We start from the raw sequence: 14,828 nt of genomic DNA, 5'->3' as shown, positions 1-14,828 counted from the left end.
CGGTTCGTTCTTAGTCTATAGTAAAAAAAGGAAGCTGACCTGAGGCCAACCTCCTTATATATTCGACAGCAAGAATAGAATTCCTCCATCATGGAGAGGAAGTTAATATCATTTCTCTAGCTTTAGCGAGCGCGGATTGCCACTGCATATCATAGTTGTCATCTTGAAGATTTACGTAGAGGCGTTCTTCTAAGCGTTGTGCAGTCTCCGCAGTTACATCGCCTGTCACCGGCAGTGACTCCTGCAATTGAAACGCCTCAAGAGCCGTCTTCGTTCCTAGGCTGAAGTAACCATCATTACGGTCAGCGGGGTAGCCGACCCCTTCCATGATGTTTTGAAGATTTTTGACTGCTTCGCCTGTGAAATCGTACTTGAGCACGGAATCCCGAGGCAAGCGCGAGGCTAAGAAATATTCAGGCTGGGGCACTGTGATATCAGGAGTTATCCCCTTTTCATGAATCCAAGTCCCGTCGGGGAGCAGCCATTTATATACGGTTAGCTTCACCAAGCTGCCATCGCCCAATTCTTTGTCATAACTCACTTGCACGGTACCTTTACCATACGTGGTCTCGCCAATGAGCACCGCATTTGCGGATTGCTTCAACGCCCCCGCTAGGATCTCGGCTGCGCTGGCGCTGCCTTTATTCATTAATATAACGATCGGATATTGTTTGCTCGTTCTGAAGCCATTCGGAGCAAATTCACTTTTGCGCTGTCCGTCTTTGTATTCGGATTGTACGATCGGCTTGCCCTTCTCAACAAATTGATCCGCTACATCAATAACCGACTGGAGAATGCCCCCTGGATTATCACGCACATCAATGATGAGTGCCTTCAAACCGCTCTCCTCCATCGAAGATAATTGTTCAGCCACTTGAGCGGAGGTTTCGTAATTAAACTGATTAATCCATAAGCGGCCGATCCCATCCGCTCCAAGCTTCGCATCCACTGTAATCCTATCAATCCGATCGCGAACTAGTTCTAGCTCTAATGGGTGTGCAGCCCCGGCCCGCTGTACCTTAAGCTTGGCTTTGGTCCCTTTTGGTCCGCGGATTTTAAGTACAGCATCACTTAAAGTCAGCCCTTGCAAGCTCTCACCATTCACGGATAACAGAATATCATGCGGCTGTAACCCTGCCTTTTCCGCAGGAGATCCGCGGAAAGCAGCCTCTACGACAATTGCACCCTTATCCAACCTTAGCTCTGCACCAATACCTGTAAAAGCGCCCTCTAATGCATCCGTAAATTTCTGTGCTTCATCCTTTGATTTATATACGGAATAAGGATCATCAAGAGCTTCAACCATGCCTTGAATCGCACCATCAAGCAACTGATTACGGTCCATTGGAAGAAGATACCGACGTTGTATTAAATCAATCGCCTTGTTTATTTTGTCTAGCTCATCCTTCTGAATTCCCTTTTCCGAATCAGAGGATGCTATCCCTGGCTCTGGTGCCGAAGCTGAGGAAAACCATCCAGGAAGTGCTTGGTACACATAAGTCGCCATACTGGCAGCGATTGCTGTTAGCACCATCATGGCCAATACGGTGCGCCCTCGAAACCACACGTGAGCCCACTCCTCGTCATATAGCTTATTGTTAGATTATGACAGGTCATCTTCATATATCCAATAGGTTTTATATGAAACCTTGAGAAAACTTTATCCCTTTTTTTTAGAAAAACAGCCGTCATCCGACATGTGGGTCGGGTGATCAGCTGTCACTCTTGTTGTTATTTCAAATATGGCGCGGGATTAACCGGTTCTGAATTTTTACGCACTTCAAAATGAAGATGATTGCCGGTAGACTGGCCGGTCGATCCGACTAGGCCGATTTTTTCTCCTCTTTTGACGGTTTCGCCTTTATTGACGAGGATTCCGCCATTCTTAAGATGACCGTATAGCGTCCACAGACCGCCGCCATGATCGATAATGATGCAATTCCCATAACCGCTCCAGGATTGCGCTACGATGACAACTCCTGTTTCTGCAGCGTAGACAGGCGTTCCGCTAGGTGCTGCAAAATCCGTACCGGCATGAAGCTTTTTCTTGCCGGAGATTGGGTGAGTTCTGTAACCGAACGGCGATGATAAGCGATAATCAGACTTCAATGGCATGCCTAGCTTGCCGCCCTTGTAGTAATTCTTGATGGTATTCTTCTTCGCTTCTAATGCGGAAGCTTTCTTGGCGAGTTCCGTAAGCTGCCTCTCGGACTCCTCGCTGATTTCTTCCATCTCTTCGATTTCTTTAGAAATCTGGGATATCATGACTTCTTTTTCACGCTCGTTTTTTTCGAGCTCTGCCTTACGGTTTTCCATTTCGGCATATAGTGCTTTAACTTCCTTGAGCTCTTGTTCAACTTGCGCTTTCTTACCCGCAACTTCCACTGAATATTCTTTCTTCTGAACCGCTATGTTGCGATCCTGGGTAACGATAGATTCAACCGCATCGTAGCGATCGAGAAAATCGGTAAAACTTGTAGAACTGAGCAGAACATCTAAATAGGAAGCAGTACCCGTCGTATAAGCCAGACGAACCCGAGAATCCATGAGCTCTTCTCGGTTCTTCAATTGCTTAAGCGCTTCTTGCAGCTCCTCGCCTGTCACGAACAGCTTCTCTTCGGCAACGGCGATATTACTTTGAGTCGCTTCAAGCTTCTTCTGCACCTGGTCAATTCGACTAAGTAAAGCTTGGATATCCTCTTTGGTCGTTTCCTTCTGACCGGTAAGGTCTTTTACGGTTTTTTCAGCATTCTTCTGATTTTTAGCTGTTTGCTCCATCTCGTTTTTCAGCTCTTTTAGCTGTTTGTCTATTTTCTCGACTTCCGATAAAGCTTGTCCATCATAAGGTTGAACAACAAGTATGAGTACCAGGATCATTGACAGCAGCAGCAGAAATTTCCTCTTCACAAAGTTCCTCCTTCTGATAAGGTTTACCAGATATAATTAAAGGTTAATAATGGTTAAACTTTTAAATATTTGCGAACGGAAATCGTACTGCCCCAAATTCCTAACAGTGTTCCAAGCGTAACAATCGTTCCTCCGACCAACCACATGACCTCATCTACCGTCGAGAATTGAATCATCAGTAAGCCAACATTCGCGGTTGTCGTTTTCACTAGTTGGGTGTATCCAAAAAGCAGGATGGCAGTACTTAGAATAGATCCGCCAAACCCGATAACCGCCCCTTCAATGAAAAACGGCCAACGGATGAAGCTATTCGTCGCACCAACAAGCTTCATAATCGATATCTCGCGGCGACGAGCTATAATGGTCATCTTGATTGTCGTCGAGATGAGGAACATCGCCATTACGGCTAGACCCAGCACGATGAAAAACCCAATATTTCGAACCGCATTGGTAATAGTGAATAGCTTCTCGATCGTATCTTTGCCATACTTCACCTTAGTAATGGGCTTGGTTGTATCCATTAAGTTAATGGCGTCGATCTGCTTGGCTATAAAAGCGATCTGCTGAGGGTCGAACGCTTCAACCTCAAAGGAGTCCGGTAAAGGGTTGTTCTCCTTTTCATAGCCTTCCAACGCTTCCTTACCGTCTTCCCCCATGCTTTCCCGGAAGCGATTTAATCCTTCTTCCTTAGAAACAAAAGTGACAAGCTTTACTTCGGGAATCCGTTTAATCATTCTTTCAACTTCATCAATCTTCGTCTTCTCTATATCCAATTGAAGGTAAACGCTAATCTGAACTTGGCTGTCTATTTGATCTGCCAGCTTGTTTACGTTAAGGGCAAGCAGCATAAAGATACCAAGTATAAATAACGACACAGCTATGGAGCTCATAGAGGCGAATGTCATCCAGCCATTGCGGCCAACGTTCTTGAAGCCCTCGCGAACGTGACGGGTAACGGTGCTAAATTTCATAACCGTATTCCCCTCTCTGCTGGTCACGAACGATCGAACCCTTCTCGATCGCGATTACGCGCTTACGGAGCGTGTTCACGATCTCTTTGTTGTGGGTCGCCATAACAATCGTTGTTCCGCGGAAATTGATCTCCTCTAGCAGGTTCATAATGCCCCAAGAGGTCTCCGGGTCTAAATTTCCTGTAGGCTCGTCCGCGACAATAACAGCTGGACTATTCACGATTGCCCGTGCGATCGCGACACGCTGCTGTTCTCCACCGGATAGCTGCGCTGGCAGGCTGTTCGCTTTGTGCTTTAGGCCGACTAGCTCCAATACTTCCATAGTGCGACGTCTAATCGTGCGCCGAGGGGTTTCAATAACCTCCATTGCAAAGGCTACATTCTCATAAGCCGATAGCTTAGGCAATAGCTTGTAGTCCTGAAAAATGACGCCGATGTTCCGTCGAACGTACGGAATCTTGCGATGCTTAAGCTTACCTATATTGAAGCCATTCACGGAAATTTGCCCTTTTGTCGGCACTTCCTCTCGGTAAATCAGCTTCATAAACGTGGATTTTCCCGCACCGGACGGGCCGACAATGTATACGAATTCGTTACGATCAATGACAACATTAACTCCCTGAAGGGCTGTTGTACCATCGGGATAAGTCTTCCAGATGTCATGCATATCAATCACGGTATCACTTCCTGTTAAGATTCAGACTTAAGTAACTTCGACATCATGCCTTATAATCCTTTCTTTGTCGAGATTTTTGTAGGGGATTTTGTCGTTTTATACGGCTCGATCCTATGCGGGGTAAGCTCTTTAACTAAATTTTAAGAAATTTCTAATCTTTTAGGAAAACGAAGTGAATGTTTTGAAGTATATATAATTAGAAAGTTTTGGAAGATAGCAGTAAGGAATGGAGATGGATGCACAATGAGAAAAGGTTGGTTAATCACCTGTCTGCTCGCGCTGCTCATTATTGCGGCTGGGGCAGGCGGAACCATTTATTATGGAAGCGATGAAACGATGCCGGAGGGTACTCATGTAGGAGGCTTGGCAGTTGGAGGGCAGACAGCGGATGAATCGCTTAGACAGATACAGAATCAAGTTGCAAAGTTGGAAAAAGTCACGGTTACAGTAACGCCTCCCACGGTTAATGGAACTATCGGCGATTCGTTGTCGGATTCCACACGTACACTTGAGGAGTTAGGTATGCATATAGATGCTACGGACGCAGTCAAGGCCATCGAAGACTTCCGCGATGCCTCCTGGTGGGAACGTGCCCTCATACGATATCAGAATAAGATGAAGAGCAGCTACGACATCCATGTGACTTGGGATGAAGAGATGTTCCAGAAGGAGGCCACCTCCTCCTGGAGCCAGGCAGCTGGACTGCCGCCGAAGGAAGCTACGCGAACGATTAACGAACGAGACGAGGTTGTCTATACTTCAGAGGTCATTGGTACGAAGTTGGATATACCGGCGTTGCTGGTGAAGGTGAAGACGTACGAACCGAAGAGCTTGGCTGCAGGATCGGTTGAAGAGATCGAAGATATAACCATTGAACTGCCAGTCATTCAAACTGCTCCCGAAATTACATTAGCTAAGCTTAAGGAAGAAGGTATTGAACGTAAAATAATTGAATTCACAACTGACTTTTCTACTAGCGGCGAGGGACGTACGCATAACGTAACGGCTGCTGCCAAAGCATTAAATGAGACACTTTTGTTGCCGGATGAGATTTTCGAATATGGAAAAATCGTTGCCAAAGCGGATAAAGAATATGGATATAAGGAAGCTCCCGTTATACTCAAAGGTAAATTAACGCCCGGTATCGGCGGCGGGATCTGTCAGGTTTCCAGCACACTTTATAATGCAGCTTTGTTAGCTGGACTCGACATTGTTGAGCGCCGCAACCATTCCCTCGTCGTCGGCTACTTGCCTAAGGGGCTTGATGCAACATTCGCGGACGGGTATATTAACTTCAAATTTCGGAACTCGACGGGTAAGCAATTATTAATTCGCACTGTAGTGATAGGCAAAAAAGTGACTGTGAAGCTATTCGGAACGAAGCCGGAGGATGTTTCCTATCGAACGGAAACGGAGCAGGTGAAAGAGAATCCTCCCAAGATCGTTTATGTCGCCAATGATAAGCTGATCTTAGGTAAGCAGGAAACCCTGCAAAAAGGCTCCTCAGGTTACGTCGTGGAATCGTACTTATTGAAGTTGGTTAGCGGCGAGTTAGTGGAGCGCAAGAAGTTATCCAAGGACACTTACCGCTCTCAGGATACAATGATTGCAGTGAATCCGCATGACCCAAGATTGAACTTGGATGGCAGCACGCCTACACCAGGAGCGACCCCTGCTCCAGAAGGAACGGACGGACCTGTTGAGCCTATCTGAGCTGGCAGCTGTATGGGTCGGTTGGGGGATATAATAGTTTATAATTATATAATGATATTGTTATTTCAGTGCTGGAAAACAGTGTCGTACGCGGGCTTAGGCTGCGGGGTGACACTGTTTTTTTGTGGTTATCCCGTTAGCTCAGAGTGGGAATGAGGGGCTGGCGGGTTAACTTTTAGAAGTGATTAGCGGAGTCTGGACATAGATGTGGTGATAAAGCTCCACAGCTGAGATACATGATTGCGAATGCGACATGCAGGGTTGGCGGGGTTGGCGGGACAGGATGTTCCTCTTCTAATGAGGCCCATCCTGCTTTATTCACGTAGACTCGGAACTAAATTAAAAATAATCGCATAAATGCATCTAATCAAACAATTCTTGCCTATTTTCGAAGAATAACAGCATATTGCAGCTAAAAAGTGTGAATATCAAATAAATGATAGATATCGGGTTAAATAGATGCACTATGTTGTTATTTCGGTCCAACCATCCACTTAGAAATAAAATAAATGCATATACGCACTATTTCTTCATGCTGACACATTTTCACTCTATAGCAGGAACTATCTACATTTTCCATCTCGTCATTCACACATCATTCCTCTCACTTAAATACGCTTCGAAGAAGCTCGTAACGAACGACTCTTGCGCCAGAATTTCCTTGGACTGGACGGAACCAGCCCCGATCACTTAATGACTGAAGCAACCCCACCGCCCTGCGATGATTCATTCGTAACTCCACTGTCACGTCTTTCGGCCGAACTGAATGGGATAGTACCATCGCCAGACGGATTACTTCACTCTCTGCGAACAAAAGCGGCTCCGGTTCCATCTGAATGGATTCATACCGGCTTAGCAGCATGCGAAACAATGCAATGATTATCTCAGGCTGCTGAACGATATCGTCGTACGCAATTGAAATGACTTGGAATCCGAGACCCGCGAGAAATAACTCCCGTTTACACTCATTGCCAAATCCTTGCCTATCCATTTCTTTTATATGTTTGGTATACCCCTTAATCTCCCATATAAACTTCGGACCGATTCTAGGTATATAAGCAAAATCCCCAAAATAGGATTTCCCCCGCCAGTCTACAATTTCATACTCCGGGTGCATTCCCTCGAAATTCCCTTTTAGGATCCACCAAATATTTTGGAGGAACAGCTTCTCACCATGACCGTGACCCCGTTCTAATCTCCCCCTTCGTTCCCCGGTTCGCCGACCCAAATGGCTGTTCAGAAATACTTCATGCGCTTGGTCAAAATTCACACTAACCCCTCCTCATATAGACTTACAAGTAAAACAGTTTCGCCGTCCTAAGTTATCAGAAGTGTATATGGGCATAGAAAGTAATACATTCTGACAGTCTAGAAAGACAAAAAAGAACGCCCCGAAATCACCCTGTTAGGATGGTCGAGACGTTCTTCGTCACTTGTTACGATTATAACATTAATCCTAAATAACACTCAAAGTCACACTAGTCCAGACTTCTTTACGTACTCCGACGTCCACGCTATTGTGCGAGTCAGTTCCGCTTCGGCGCGCTCGATGGCTGCTTCGACCTGTGGAGTTGCGGTACCGCCGTAAACGTTACGGGCATTAACAACAGCCTCCGGTTGAAGCACATCGTATATACGATCGTCGAACAGTTGCGAGAATTGCTTGAACTCCTCTAAGGTGAGGTCGAGGAGGAACTTGTTCTGTTGAATGCAGTAGAGGACGGTCTTACCGATGACCTCGTGCGCTTGACGGAAAGGCAGGCCTTTATTCACGAGGAAGTCTGCAATATCCGTCGCGTTCGAGAAATCCTGGTCAACCGCGCGACGCATCTTTTCCTTGCGAACCTTCATCGTCTCGATCATGGAAGCAAACAGCTGAAGAGCACCCTGCAAGGTCTTAACTGTATCGAACATACCCTCTTTATCTTCCTGCATGTCCTTGTTGTAGGCCAGCGGAAGCGACTTGAGAACGGTCAGCAAACCAACCAAATTTCCGTATACGCGTCCTGTTTTGCCACGGACGAGCTCCGGTACATCCGGGTTTTTCTTCTGCGGCATGATGCTTGAGCCTGTGCAGAAGGCGTCGTCCAGCTCCACGAATTGAAACTCCGTGCTAGACCAGAGAATTAACTCCTCACTTAGGCGCGACAAATGCATCATGATAAGCGAAGCGCCGCTAAGGAATTCCACGATAAAGTCGCGGTCGCTAACGGCATCCAAGCTGTTCTCGTAAACACGGCCAAAGTTCAGCTGCTTTGCAGTATAATGACGATCGATCGCAAACGTCGTGCCCGCTAGCGCTCCTGCACCTAACGGCAATGTATCGATTCGCTTATAGCTATCCTGCAAACGCTCGATGTCGCGTCCGAACATTGACACATACGCCATCAAATGGTGAGCAAACAGAATGGGTTGCGCCCGCTGTAGATGAGTATAACCCGGAATGATGGTGTCGAGGTTCTGCTTAGCTTGTCCGATGAGCGCAGCCTGCAGCTTCTGTAATTGATCAACGAACTCGACGACCCGCTTACGCAGATAGAGATGCATATCCGTCGCTACTTGATCGTTGCGGCTGCGGCCGGTGTGAAGCTTACCGCCCACTGGACCGATCTCATCTATTAATGCTTTCTCAATATTCATATGGATATCTTCATCCGCAACAAGGAACTTCTGCTCTCCGCTCTGAATACGAAGACGGACCTTTAGAAGTCCATCCTTGATTTTCTCAACGTCTTCAGCAGACAGAATACCACAATTGCCAAGCATCGTCACATGTGCCAAGCTGCCTTGAATATCCTCCTCGGCCAACTCTTTGTCAAAGGTAATGGATGCTGTATATTCTTCAACCAATTGATCGGTTTTCTTAGTGAAACGTCCGCCCCACAGCTTGCTCATGGTAAGTAAACCCCTCTCTATCGTTACACTTCTAACGACAAAAGGGGAGTCCCTGCGAAGGTGTCTCCCGCATAGCCCCGACTTCAGCGGGGGATGGTTCGGCAGGCTTCGCGCCAGGTTCTCCCTTTTGTCTTTATCAGTTAATGCCGGAAGCGCCGGTTATGGCTGAAGAAACCTTCAGCCGCAGCGCATTCAAGCGGATAAAACCAGTTGCATCGCCTTGGTCGTAAGCCTGCGTCGGGTCCGCTTCCATCGTAGCGATGTGCGGGTTGTAGAGGCTGACCGGGCTTTTCAGGCCTGCTGCCATGATATTTCCTTTGTACAGCTTCAGGCGTACGGTACCTGTAACATTCTTCTGGCTCTCATCCACCAAAGCCTGAATGGCTAGGCGCTCCGGCGCGAACCAGAATCCGTTATACACTAACGTACTATATTTAGAGATTAAGGAATCGCGCAAATGCATGACATCGCGATCCATGGTTAGCGACTCCATTTTCCGATGGGCGGTGAACAAAATACTTCCGCCCGGCGTTTCATACACGCCGCGGCTCTTCATGCCGACAAAGCGATTCTCCACCATATCCACACGGCCCACGCCATGCTTGCCGCCGATTTCGTTAAGCTTCTCCATTACAGCCAGCGGGCTCAGCTTCTCTCCGTTAACCGCAACGCAGTCGCCGCCTTCGAAATCGAGCTCGATATACTCCGCTTGATCCGGTGCTTTCTCAGGGGATACGCTAAGCACATACATGTCTTCTACATCAGCCGCGCTGGAATCAAACCAAGGATCCTCAAGCATTCCGCTCTCGAAGCTGATATGCAGAAGGTTACGATCCGTCGAATAGGGCTTGGAGGCCGATGCTTGAACAGGGATGCCATGCTTCTCTGCATATGCGATCATTTCTGCGCGTCCCGGGAAAGCTTTGCGGAACTCTTCGTTACGCCATGGAGCGATGACTTCAATATCCGGAGTTAACGCAGCAGCCGTTAGCTCGAAACGAACCTGATCGTTTCCTTTGCCTGTAGCGCCATGAGCGATTGCAGTTGCACCCTCAGCAATTGCGATTTCTACCATGCGCTTAGCTATGAGCGGGCGAGCGATGCTAGTACCCAGAAGGTACTGTCCTTCATACAGCGCACCCGCTTGAAACATCGGATAGATGAAGTCCTTAGCAAACTCTTCGCGAAGATCGTCGATGTACACCTTGGAGGCGCCTGTTTTGAGCGCTTTTTCTTCTAGTCCGTCCAGTTCGTCCTTCTGGCCGATATCCGCGGTGAAGGTAATGATCTCGGCATCATAGGTTTCCTTAAGCCAAGTTAGGATTACGGAGGTGTCGAGGCCTCCGGAGTAAGCTAGAACGATTTTATTTTTTGCCATGTGGAATGAAAGCTCCTTCGGAAAATGGAATGTACTTGTTAATTACATGATTGCAGCCATGATCGCTTTCTGTGCGTGCAAGCGGTTCTCGGCCTCATCGAAAATAACGGAGTGCTTGCCGTCGATCACACCTTCGCTCACTTCTTCCCCGCGATGGGCGGGCAGACAGTGCATGAACAGGTAATCGGACTTGGCATGCTTAGCGAGTTCTTCATTTACTTGGTAATTTTTGAACGCTTTTTCGCGTTCCTTCTGCTCTTCCTCAAAGCCCATGCTCGCCCATACGTCCGTGTATATGATATCGGCGCCTTCAACCGCTTCCCGGGCATCTCTTACGACGTTAATCTTAGCCCCGGTCTCCGCCGCGACTTCATTGGAGGACTTCACCACTTCCGGATCTGGCTCATAACCTTCAGGAGAAGCGCAGGCGAAATGCATACCCAGCTTGCTTGCCCCCATCATAAGAGAGTGGGTCATGTTATTGCCATCGCCGATGTACGCGATTTTGAGCCCTTCCAGCTTCCCTTTTAACTCGAGCACTGTTTGATAGTCCGCGAGCGCTTGGCAGGGATGGGCACGATCAGACAAGGCGTTAATGACGGGAATCGTCGCACCGCGGGCTAATTCAACGACATTGCGGTGACCAAAGGTCCGGATGATAATGCCATCTAAGTAACGGGACATCGTCTGGGCAGTATCGCGAATCGTTTCGCCCCGCCCCATCTGAATGTCATTACGGCTGAGGAACAGGGCGTGACCGCCCAGCTGATACATGCCGACCTCGAAGGAAACGCGGGTACGTGTCGACGATTTCTCGAAAATCATACCCAGCGACTTGCCCTTAAGCGGTTGATAGACCTCTCCGGACTTCTGCTTGCGCTTGAGCTCTATGGCTAAATCCAACAAGTAACGGATCTCTTCCGGCGAATAATCAGTTAGTCCAAGAAAATCGCGGCCCTTCAGCTGCGCGGACATTTCTTCCAAGATTGCAGTTGGTTGCAAAATAAATCCCTCCACTTCTTTAGGAGCTGACGGATTTCGCCGCCGCCTGTTCCGTAAGTACTGCAGCGATTAGGCTAACCGCTGTATCTATATCCTCGCGTGTAACTAGCAGATTAGGGAGTAACCGTATGACGTTGGGACCTGCCGGTACGACTAGCAAACCCCGGTTATGAAGCTCCGCAATCAACTCGGCCGCAGGGTCGGTAAGCAAGATTCCGATCAATAGCCCTTTACCGCGAACCTCCACAACGTTCGGAAGATCGTTCAGATTTTGCTGAAGCTGAGCAAGCAGATACTTAGAGGCTTCGGCAGCGCGTTCAACCGCTTTTTCCTGCAGCATCGTTTCAATCGTAGCTGCAACAACAGCCATCGCGATGGGCGTGCCTCCGAAAGTGGTGGCGTGAGCGCCAGGAGTAAACGCTGGTTTGACATGCGCCTTAGCCAGCATTGCTCCAACGGGAAACCCGCTTCCGATTCCTTTTGCCAAAGTAAACACGTCAGGCTCAACGTCATAGTGCTCATAGGCAAACATTTTACCCGTACGCCCCATGCCCGTCTGAACCTCGTCCAAGATTAGCAGTATGCCATGACGGTCACACAGCGCACGGACTTCCCGGAGGAAACCCGCATCAACTGTAATGACACCGCCCTCGGCTTGCACAAGCTCTAGCATGATTGCGGCAGTGTTATCGTTAACGGCAGCTTCTAGTGCGGCTATATCATGCAGAGGCACATGGCGGAAGCCTTCCGGCAGCGGAAGGAAGCCTTCCTTAACTTTTTCCTGACCTGTCGCGGTTAGAGTGGCCAATGTCCGTCCGTGGAACGATTGGTTAAAGGTGATAATCTCGTACCGATTATTGCCTTTCACCTTCTGGTGATACCGGCGGGCAATCTTGATTGCCGCCTCATTCGCTTCCGCACCGCTGTTGCAGAAGAATACCGCGTCTGCACAGCTATTATCGACGAGCAGCCTTGCCGCTTTCTCCTGGTTCGGATTGCTGAATAGGTTGGATACGTGCCATAGCTCATCAAGCTGGCTCACAAGGGCTTTCTTCACCGCATCCGGAACGTGCCCGAGATTCGTCACGGCCAAGCCGCTCATGAAGTCAAGATATTCCTTCCCTTGATCATCCCAAAGGCGGCTTCCTTTTCCCTTGACCAAAGTGATTGGAAACCTTGCATAGGTCGGAAACAACGCGCTCTCACTCATCCCGATCTCTCCTTTTCCTTAACCGATTTACAAACGCACAATTCGGGTTCCGATATTTCCTTCCGTCACCGCTTTGATAAGCACACGGGGCACTGCACCGTCAACAATGAGCACTTCCTTCACATTGCCATGCAGGCAGCTCATTGCGGCGCGCACCTTCGGAATCATTCCGCCATATATTTCTTCACTCCGGATCATCTCTTCTATGTCTGCGAAAGTAACCTGAGGAAGAATGACCTTCTCCCCGTTCACTGTCCGCATAATGCCAGGTACATCGGTCACCACGATCATCGTATCCACGCCAAGATGGGAGGCAATGGCTCCCGCGGCGGTATCCGCGTTAATGTTATAACGCTGACCGGCTTCATCGATGCCGATGGGCGCAATAACGGGCAAGTATCCTAATTCAATAATACCCTCAATTAATGTTGCGTTAACTCCGGTTACGTCACCAACCAGTCCGACTTCGTGGGCGTTGACAACTGGCTTAGCTCCAATAAGGTTCCCATCCGTACCGGATAGTCCGATGGACTTCGCTCCATTCTTCTGAAGCTTACGCACGATTTCTTTGTTGATGCGTCCTGCCAGCACCATCTCGACAACGTCCAAAGTCGCTTCATCCGTCACGCGAAGCCCGCTCATAAACCGGCTTTCAATACCGAGTTTGCCCAGTATCTCGTTGATTGCAGGACCCCCGCCATGAACGATAACCGGCTGAACACCTTGCTCCTGCAGCCCTCGCAACTCCTCGAAGAAGGCATCCGGAAGCGCCGCAAGCGTGCTGCCTCCACATTTCATAACGAATCGTCGTTTATTCATCATGTCCGATCTCCTTACGTCCGATAAGCGGCATTAATACGCACATAGTCGTATGTCAGATCGCAGCCCCACGCAATCGCTTGCCCGCTGCCCATATTCAGGTTTACGTTAATGCCAACCGTGTCGCCTTTTAAGTATTCTAATGCTATCTCTTCGTCAAAAGGAATGGGCCGGGATTGCTCCAGCACCAGAATGTCTCCCAATCGGATATCTACGGTACCTACGTTAACCGGCTGACCTGCCCGCCCGACTGCGGCTATGATTCTTCCCCAGTTGGCATCCGCGCCGTATACGGCCGATTTCACCAGGCTCGAGCCGATTATCGTCTTCGCGATCGCTTGAGCCGCTTCATCCGTTGCCGCGCCGATCACGGTTGTCTCGATCAGCTTCGTCGCGCCTTCGCCGTCGCGAGCGATCGCTTTGGCCAACTCAGAGCATACATGCCGCAAGCCATCCGTGAAAGCTTGGAAGTCTGGATGCGATCGCGTCAATTCTTGATTTTCCGCCAAACCGCTGGCCATCGCTACCAGCATATCGTTCGTGCTCGTATCGCCATCGACCGTGATCATGTTAAAGCTGACGTTCGTCACTTCTCGCAGCAGCTCTTGAAGCAGCGGGGCTCCGATATTTGCATCCGTTGTTACAAAGCCCAGCATCGTCGCCATATTCGGATGAATCATTCCCGAGCCTTTCGCCGCTCCCGCAATCGTAACCTGCCTGCCATTCACCATGAGGCTGACACAGGAAACCTTTTTGACCAAATCGGTTGTTAGAATCGCCTGACAGAAGTCATCGGAGCCTTGTTCGTCGTCTCGTAATTTCGAAGGGAGCTGAGCGATCCCCGGGATGACACGATCCATCTTCAGGAGCTCGCCAATGACACCCGTTGAAGCTACCGCTACCTCACGCTTACTTACGCCTAGTGCTTCCGCCATTTTCGCTTGCATCGTGTTGGCATCTTCATCACCCTGAGCTCCCGTGCAGGCATTGGCATTTCCGCTGTTCACGATTACCGCGCGCAGAATACCGCCCTCGCTTAAGGCATTACGCGTCACCTGAAGCGGTGCCGCTTGGAACAAATTCGTTGTATATACCGCAGCTGCAGTCGCTGGAACCTCGCATACAATAACGCCAAGATCGTGTCGCTCTGTTTTTTTCAAGCCGCAATGCAGGCCTCCAGCCTTAAAGCCCTTAGGTGTCGTTACGCCTCCACCTTCAACGATCGTATAAAGCTTATCTCCCATGGTAATCGGTCCG

The 14,828-nt window shown here is 48.9% G+C and carries 12 protein-coding genes; 1 reads left to right on the top strand and 11 read right to left on the bottom strand.

Features of this window, described 5'->3' with window-relative positions; genetic code table 11:
• Positions 1–88 precede the first annotated feature (88 nt).
• The 4 genes from ACESLK_RS17050 to ftsE all read right to left on the bottom strand — a co-directional run bounded on the left by ACESLK_RS17050 (position 89) and on the right by ftsE (position 4,554).
• Complete coding sequence (locus ACESLK_RS17050) at positions 89–1,567, bottom strand: S41 family peptidase (RefSeq protein ID WP_373230828.1); 1,479 nt, start codon at positions 1,565–1,567, stop codon at positions 89–91.
• A 164-nt stretch (positions 1,568–1,731) separates the two neighbouring features.
• Complete coding sequence (locus ACESLK_RS17045) at positions 1,732–2,907, bottom strand: murein hydrolase activator EnvC family protein (protein WP_373230827.1); 1,176 nt, start codon at positions 2,905–2,907, stop codon at positions 1,732–1,734.
• A 53-nt stretch (positions 2,908–2,960) separates the two neighbouring features.
• Positions 2,961–3,878 carry a permease-like cell division protein FtsX gene (gene ftsX / locus ACESLK_RS17040; RefSeq protein WP_373230825.1) on the bottom strand — a complete coding sequence of 306 codons (918 nt, stop codon included), beginning with the start codon at positions 3,876–3,878 and terminating at the stop codon, positions 2,961–2,963.
• On the bottom strand, positions 3,868–4,554 hold the full coding sequence (gene ftsE / locus ACESLK_RS17035; protein WP_373230824.1) for a cell division ATP-binding protein FtsE: 687 nt from the start codon (positions 4,552–4,554) through the stop codon (positions 3,868–3,870). Before ftsE ends, ftsX begins: the two co-directional genes overlap by 11 nt.
• A gap of 243 nt (positions 4,555–4,797) precedes the next feature.
• On the opposite strand from ftsE, the gene ACESLK_RS17030 reads away from it, so the two are divergent.
• Positions 4,798–6,267, top strand: a complete 1,470-nt coding sequence (locus tag ACESLK_RS17030) for a VanW family protein (protein WP_373230823.1) — start codon at positions 4,798–4,800, stop codon at positions 6,265–6,267.
• Positions 6,268–6,871: 604 nt separating this feature from the next.
• Here ACESLK_RS17030 and ACESLK_RS17025 read toward each other — a convergent pair.
• From ACESLK_RS17025 to argJ, 7 genes are all read right to left on the bottom strand, one after another.
• Positions 6,872–7,537, bottom strand: a complete 666-nt coding sequence (locus tag ACESLK_RS17025; RefSeq protein ID WP_373230821.1) for a hypothetical protein — start codon at positions 7,535–7,537, stop codon at positions 6,872–6,874.
• A gap of 203 nt (positions 7,538–7,740) precedes the next feature.
• The gene (argH, locus tag ACESLK_RS17020; protein ID WP_373230819.1) at positions 7,741–9,162 is read right to left on the bottom strand and encodes an argininosuccinate lyase; all 1,422 of its coding nucleotides are present in this window, start codon (positions 9,160–9,162) and stop codon (positions 7,741–7,743) included.
• Positions 9,163–9,298: 136 nt separating this feature from the next.
• On the bottom strand, positions 9,299–10,540 hold the full coding sequence (locus tag ACESLK_RS17015; protein ID WP_373230818.1) for an argininosuccinate synthase: 1,242 nt from the start codon (positions 10,538–10,540) through the stop codon (positions 9,299–9,301).
• Positions 10,541–10,582: 42 nt separating this feature from the next.
• Positions 10,583–11,515 (bottom strand): ornithine carbamoyltransferase, encoded by a 933-nt coding sequence (gene argF / locus ACESLK_RS17010; RefSeq protein WP_373230873.1) that lies wholly within the window; start codon positions 11,513–11,515, stop codon positions 10,583–10,585.
• A 46-nt stretch (positions 11,516–11,561) separates the two neighbouring features.
• Positions 11,562–12,752, bottom strand: coding sequence for an acetylornithine transaminase (locus ACESLK_RS17005; RefSeq protein ID WP_373230816.1), 1,191 nt, complete (start codon positions 12,750–12,752; stop codon positions 11,562–11,564).
• A gap of 27 nt (positions 12,753–12,779) precedes the next feature.
• Positions 12,780–13,571, bottom strand: coding sequence for an acetylglutamate kinase (gene argB / locus ACESLK_RS17000; RefSeq protein WP_373230871.1), 792 nt, complete (start codon positions 13,569–13,571; stop codon positions 12,780–12,782).
• Between the two features lie 14 nt (positions 13,572–13,585).
• Entirely contained in the window at positions 13,586–14,815 is a 1,230-nt protein-coding gene (argJ, locus tag ACESLK_RS16995; RefSeq protein WP_373230814.1) for a bifunctional glutamate N-acetyltransferase/amino-acid acetyltransferase ArgJ, read from the bottom strand.
• Between the last annotated feature and the right edge of the window lie 13 nt (positions 14,816–14,828).

The organism is Cohnella sp. (assembly GCF_041640265.1).
In the GTDB taxonomy this organism is placed as follows: Bacteria; Bacillota; Bacilli; order Paenibacillales; family Paenibacillaceae; genus Cohnella.
This window is presented reverse-complemented; position numbering and strand designations above follow the sequence as displayed.

Bases quoted from the DNA above. Each gene is read 5' to 3' on its own strand.
- ftsX (WP_373230825.1), bottom strand. From the start codon at position 3,878: ATGAAATTTAGCACCGTTACCCGTCACGTTCGCGAGGGCTTCAAGAAC.
- ACESLK_RS17030 (WP_373230823.1), top strand. From the start codon at position 4,798: ATGAGAAAAGGTTGGTTAATCACCTGTCTGCTCGCGCTGCTCATTATT.
- argH (WP_373230819.1), bottom strand. From the start codon at position 9,162: ATGAGCAAGCTGTGGGGCGGACGTTTCACTAAGAAAACCGATCAATTG.
- ACESLK_RS17015 (WP_373230818.1), bottom strand. From the start codon at position 10,540: ATGGCAAAAAATAAAATCGTTCTAGCTTACTCCGGAGGCCTCGACACC.
- argF (WP_373230873.1), bottom strand. From the start codon at position 11,515: ATGTCCGCGCAGCTGAAGGGCCGCGATTTTCTTGGACTAACTGATTAT.
- ACESLK_RS17005 (WP_373230816.1), bottom strand. From the start codon at position 12,752: ATGAGTGAGAGCGCGTTGTTTCCGACCTATGCAAGGTTTCCAATCACT.
- argB (WP_373230871.1), bottom strand. From the start codon at position 13,571: ATGAATAAACGACGATTCGTTATGAAATGTGGAGGCAGCACGCTTGCG.
- argJ (WP_373230814.1), bottom strand. From the start codon at position 14,815: ATGGGAGATAAGCTTTATACGATCGTTGAAGGTGGAGGCGTAACGACA.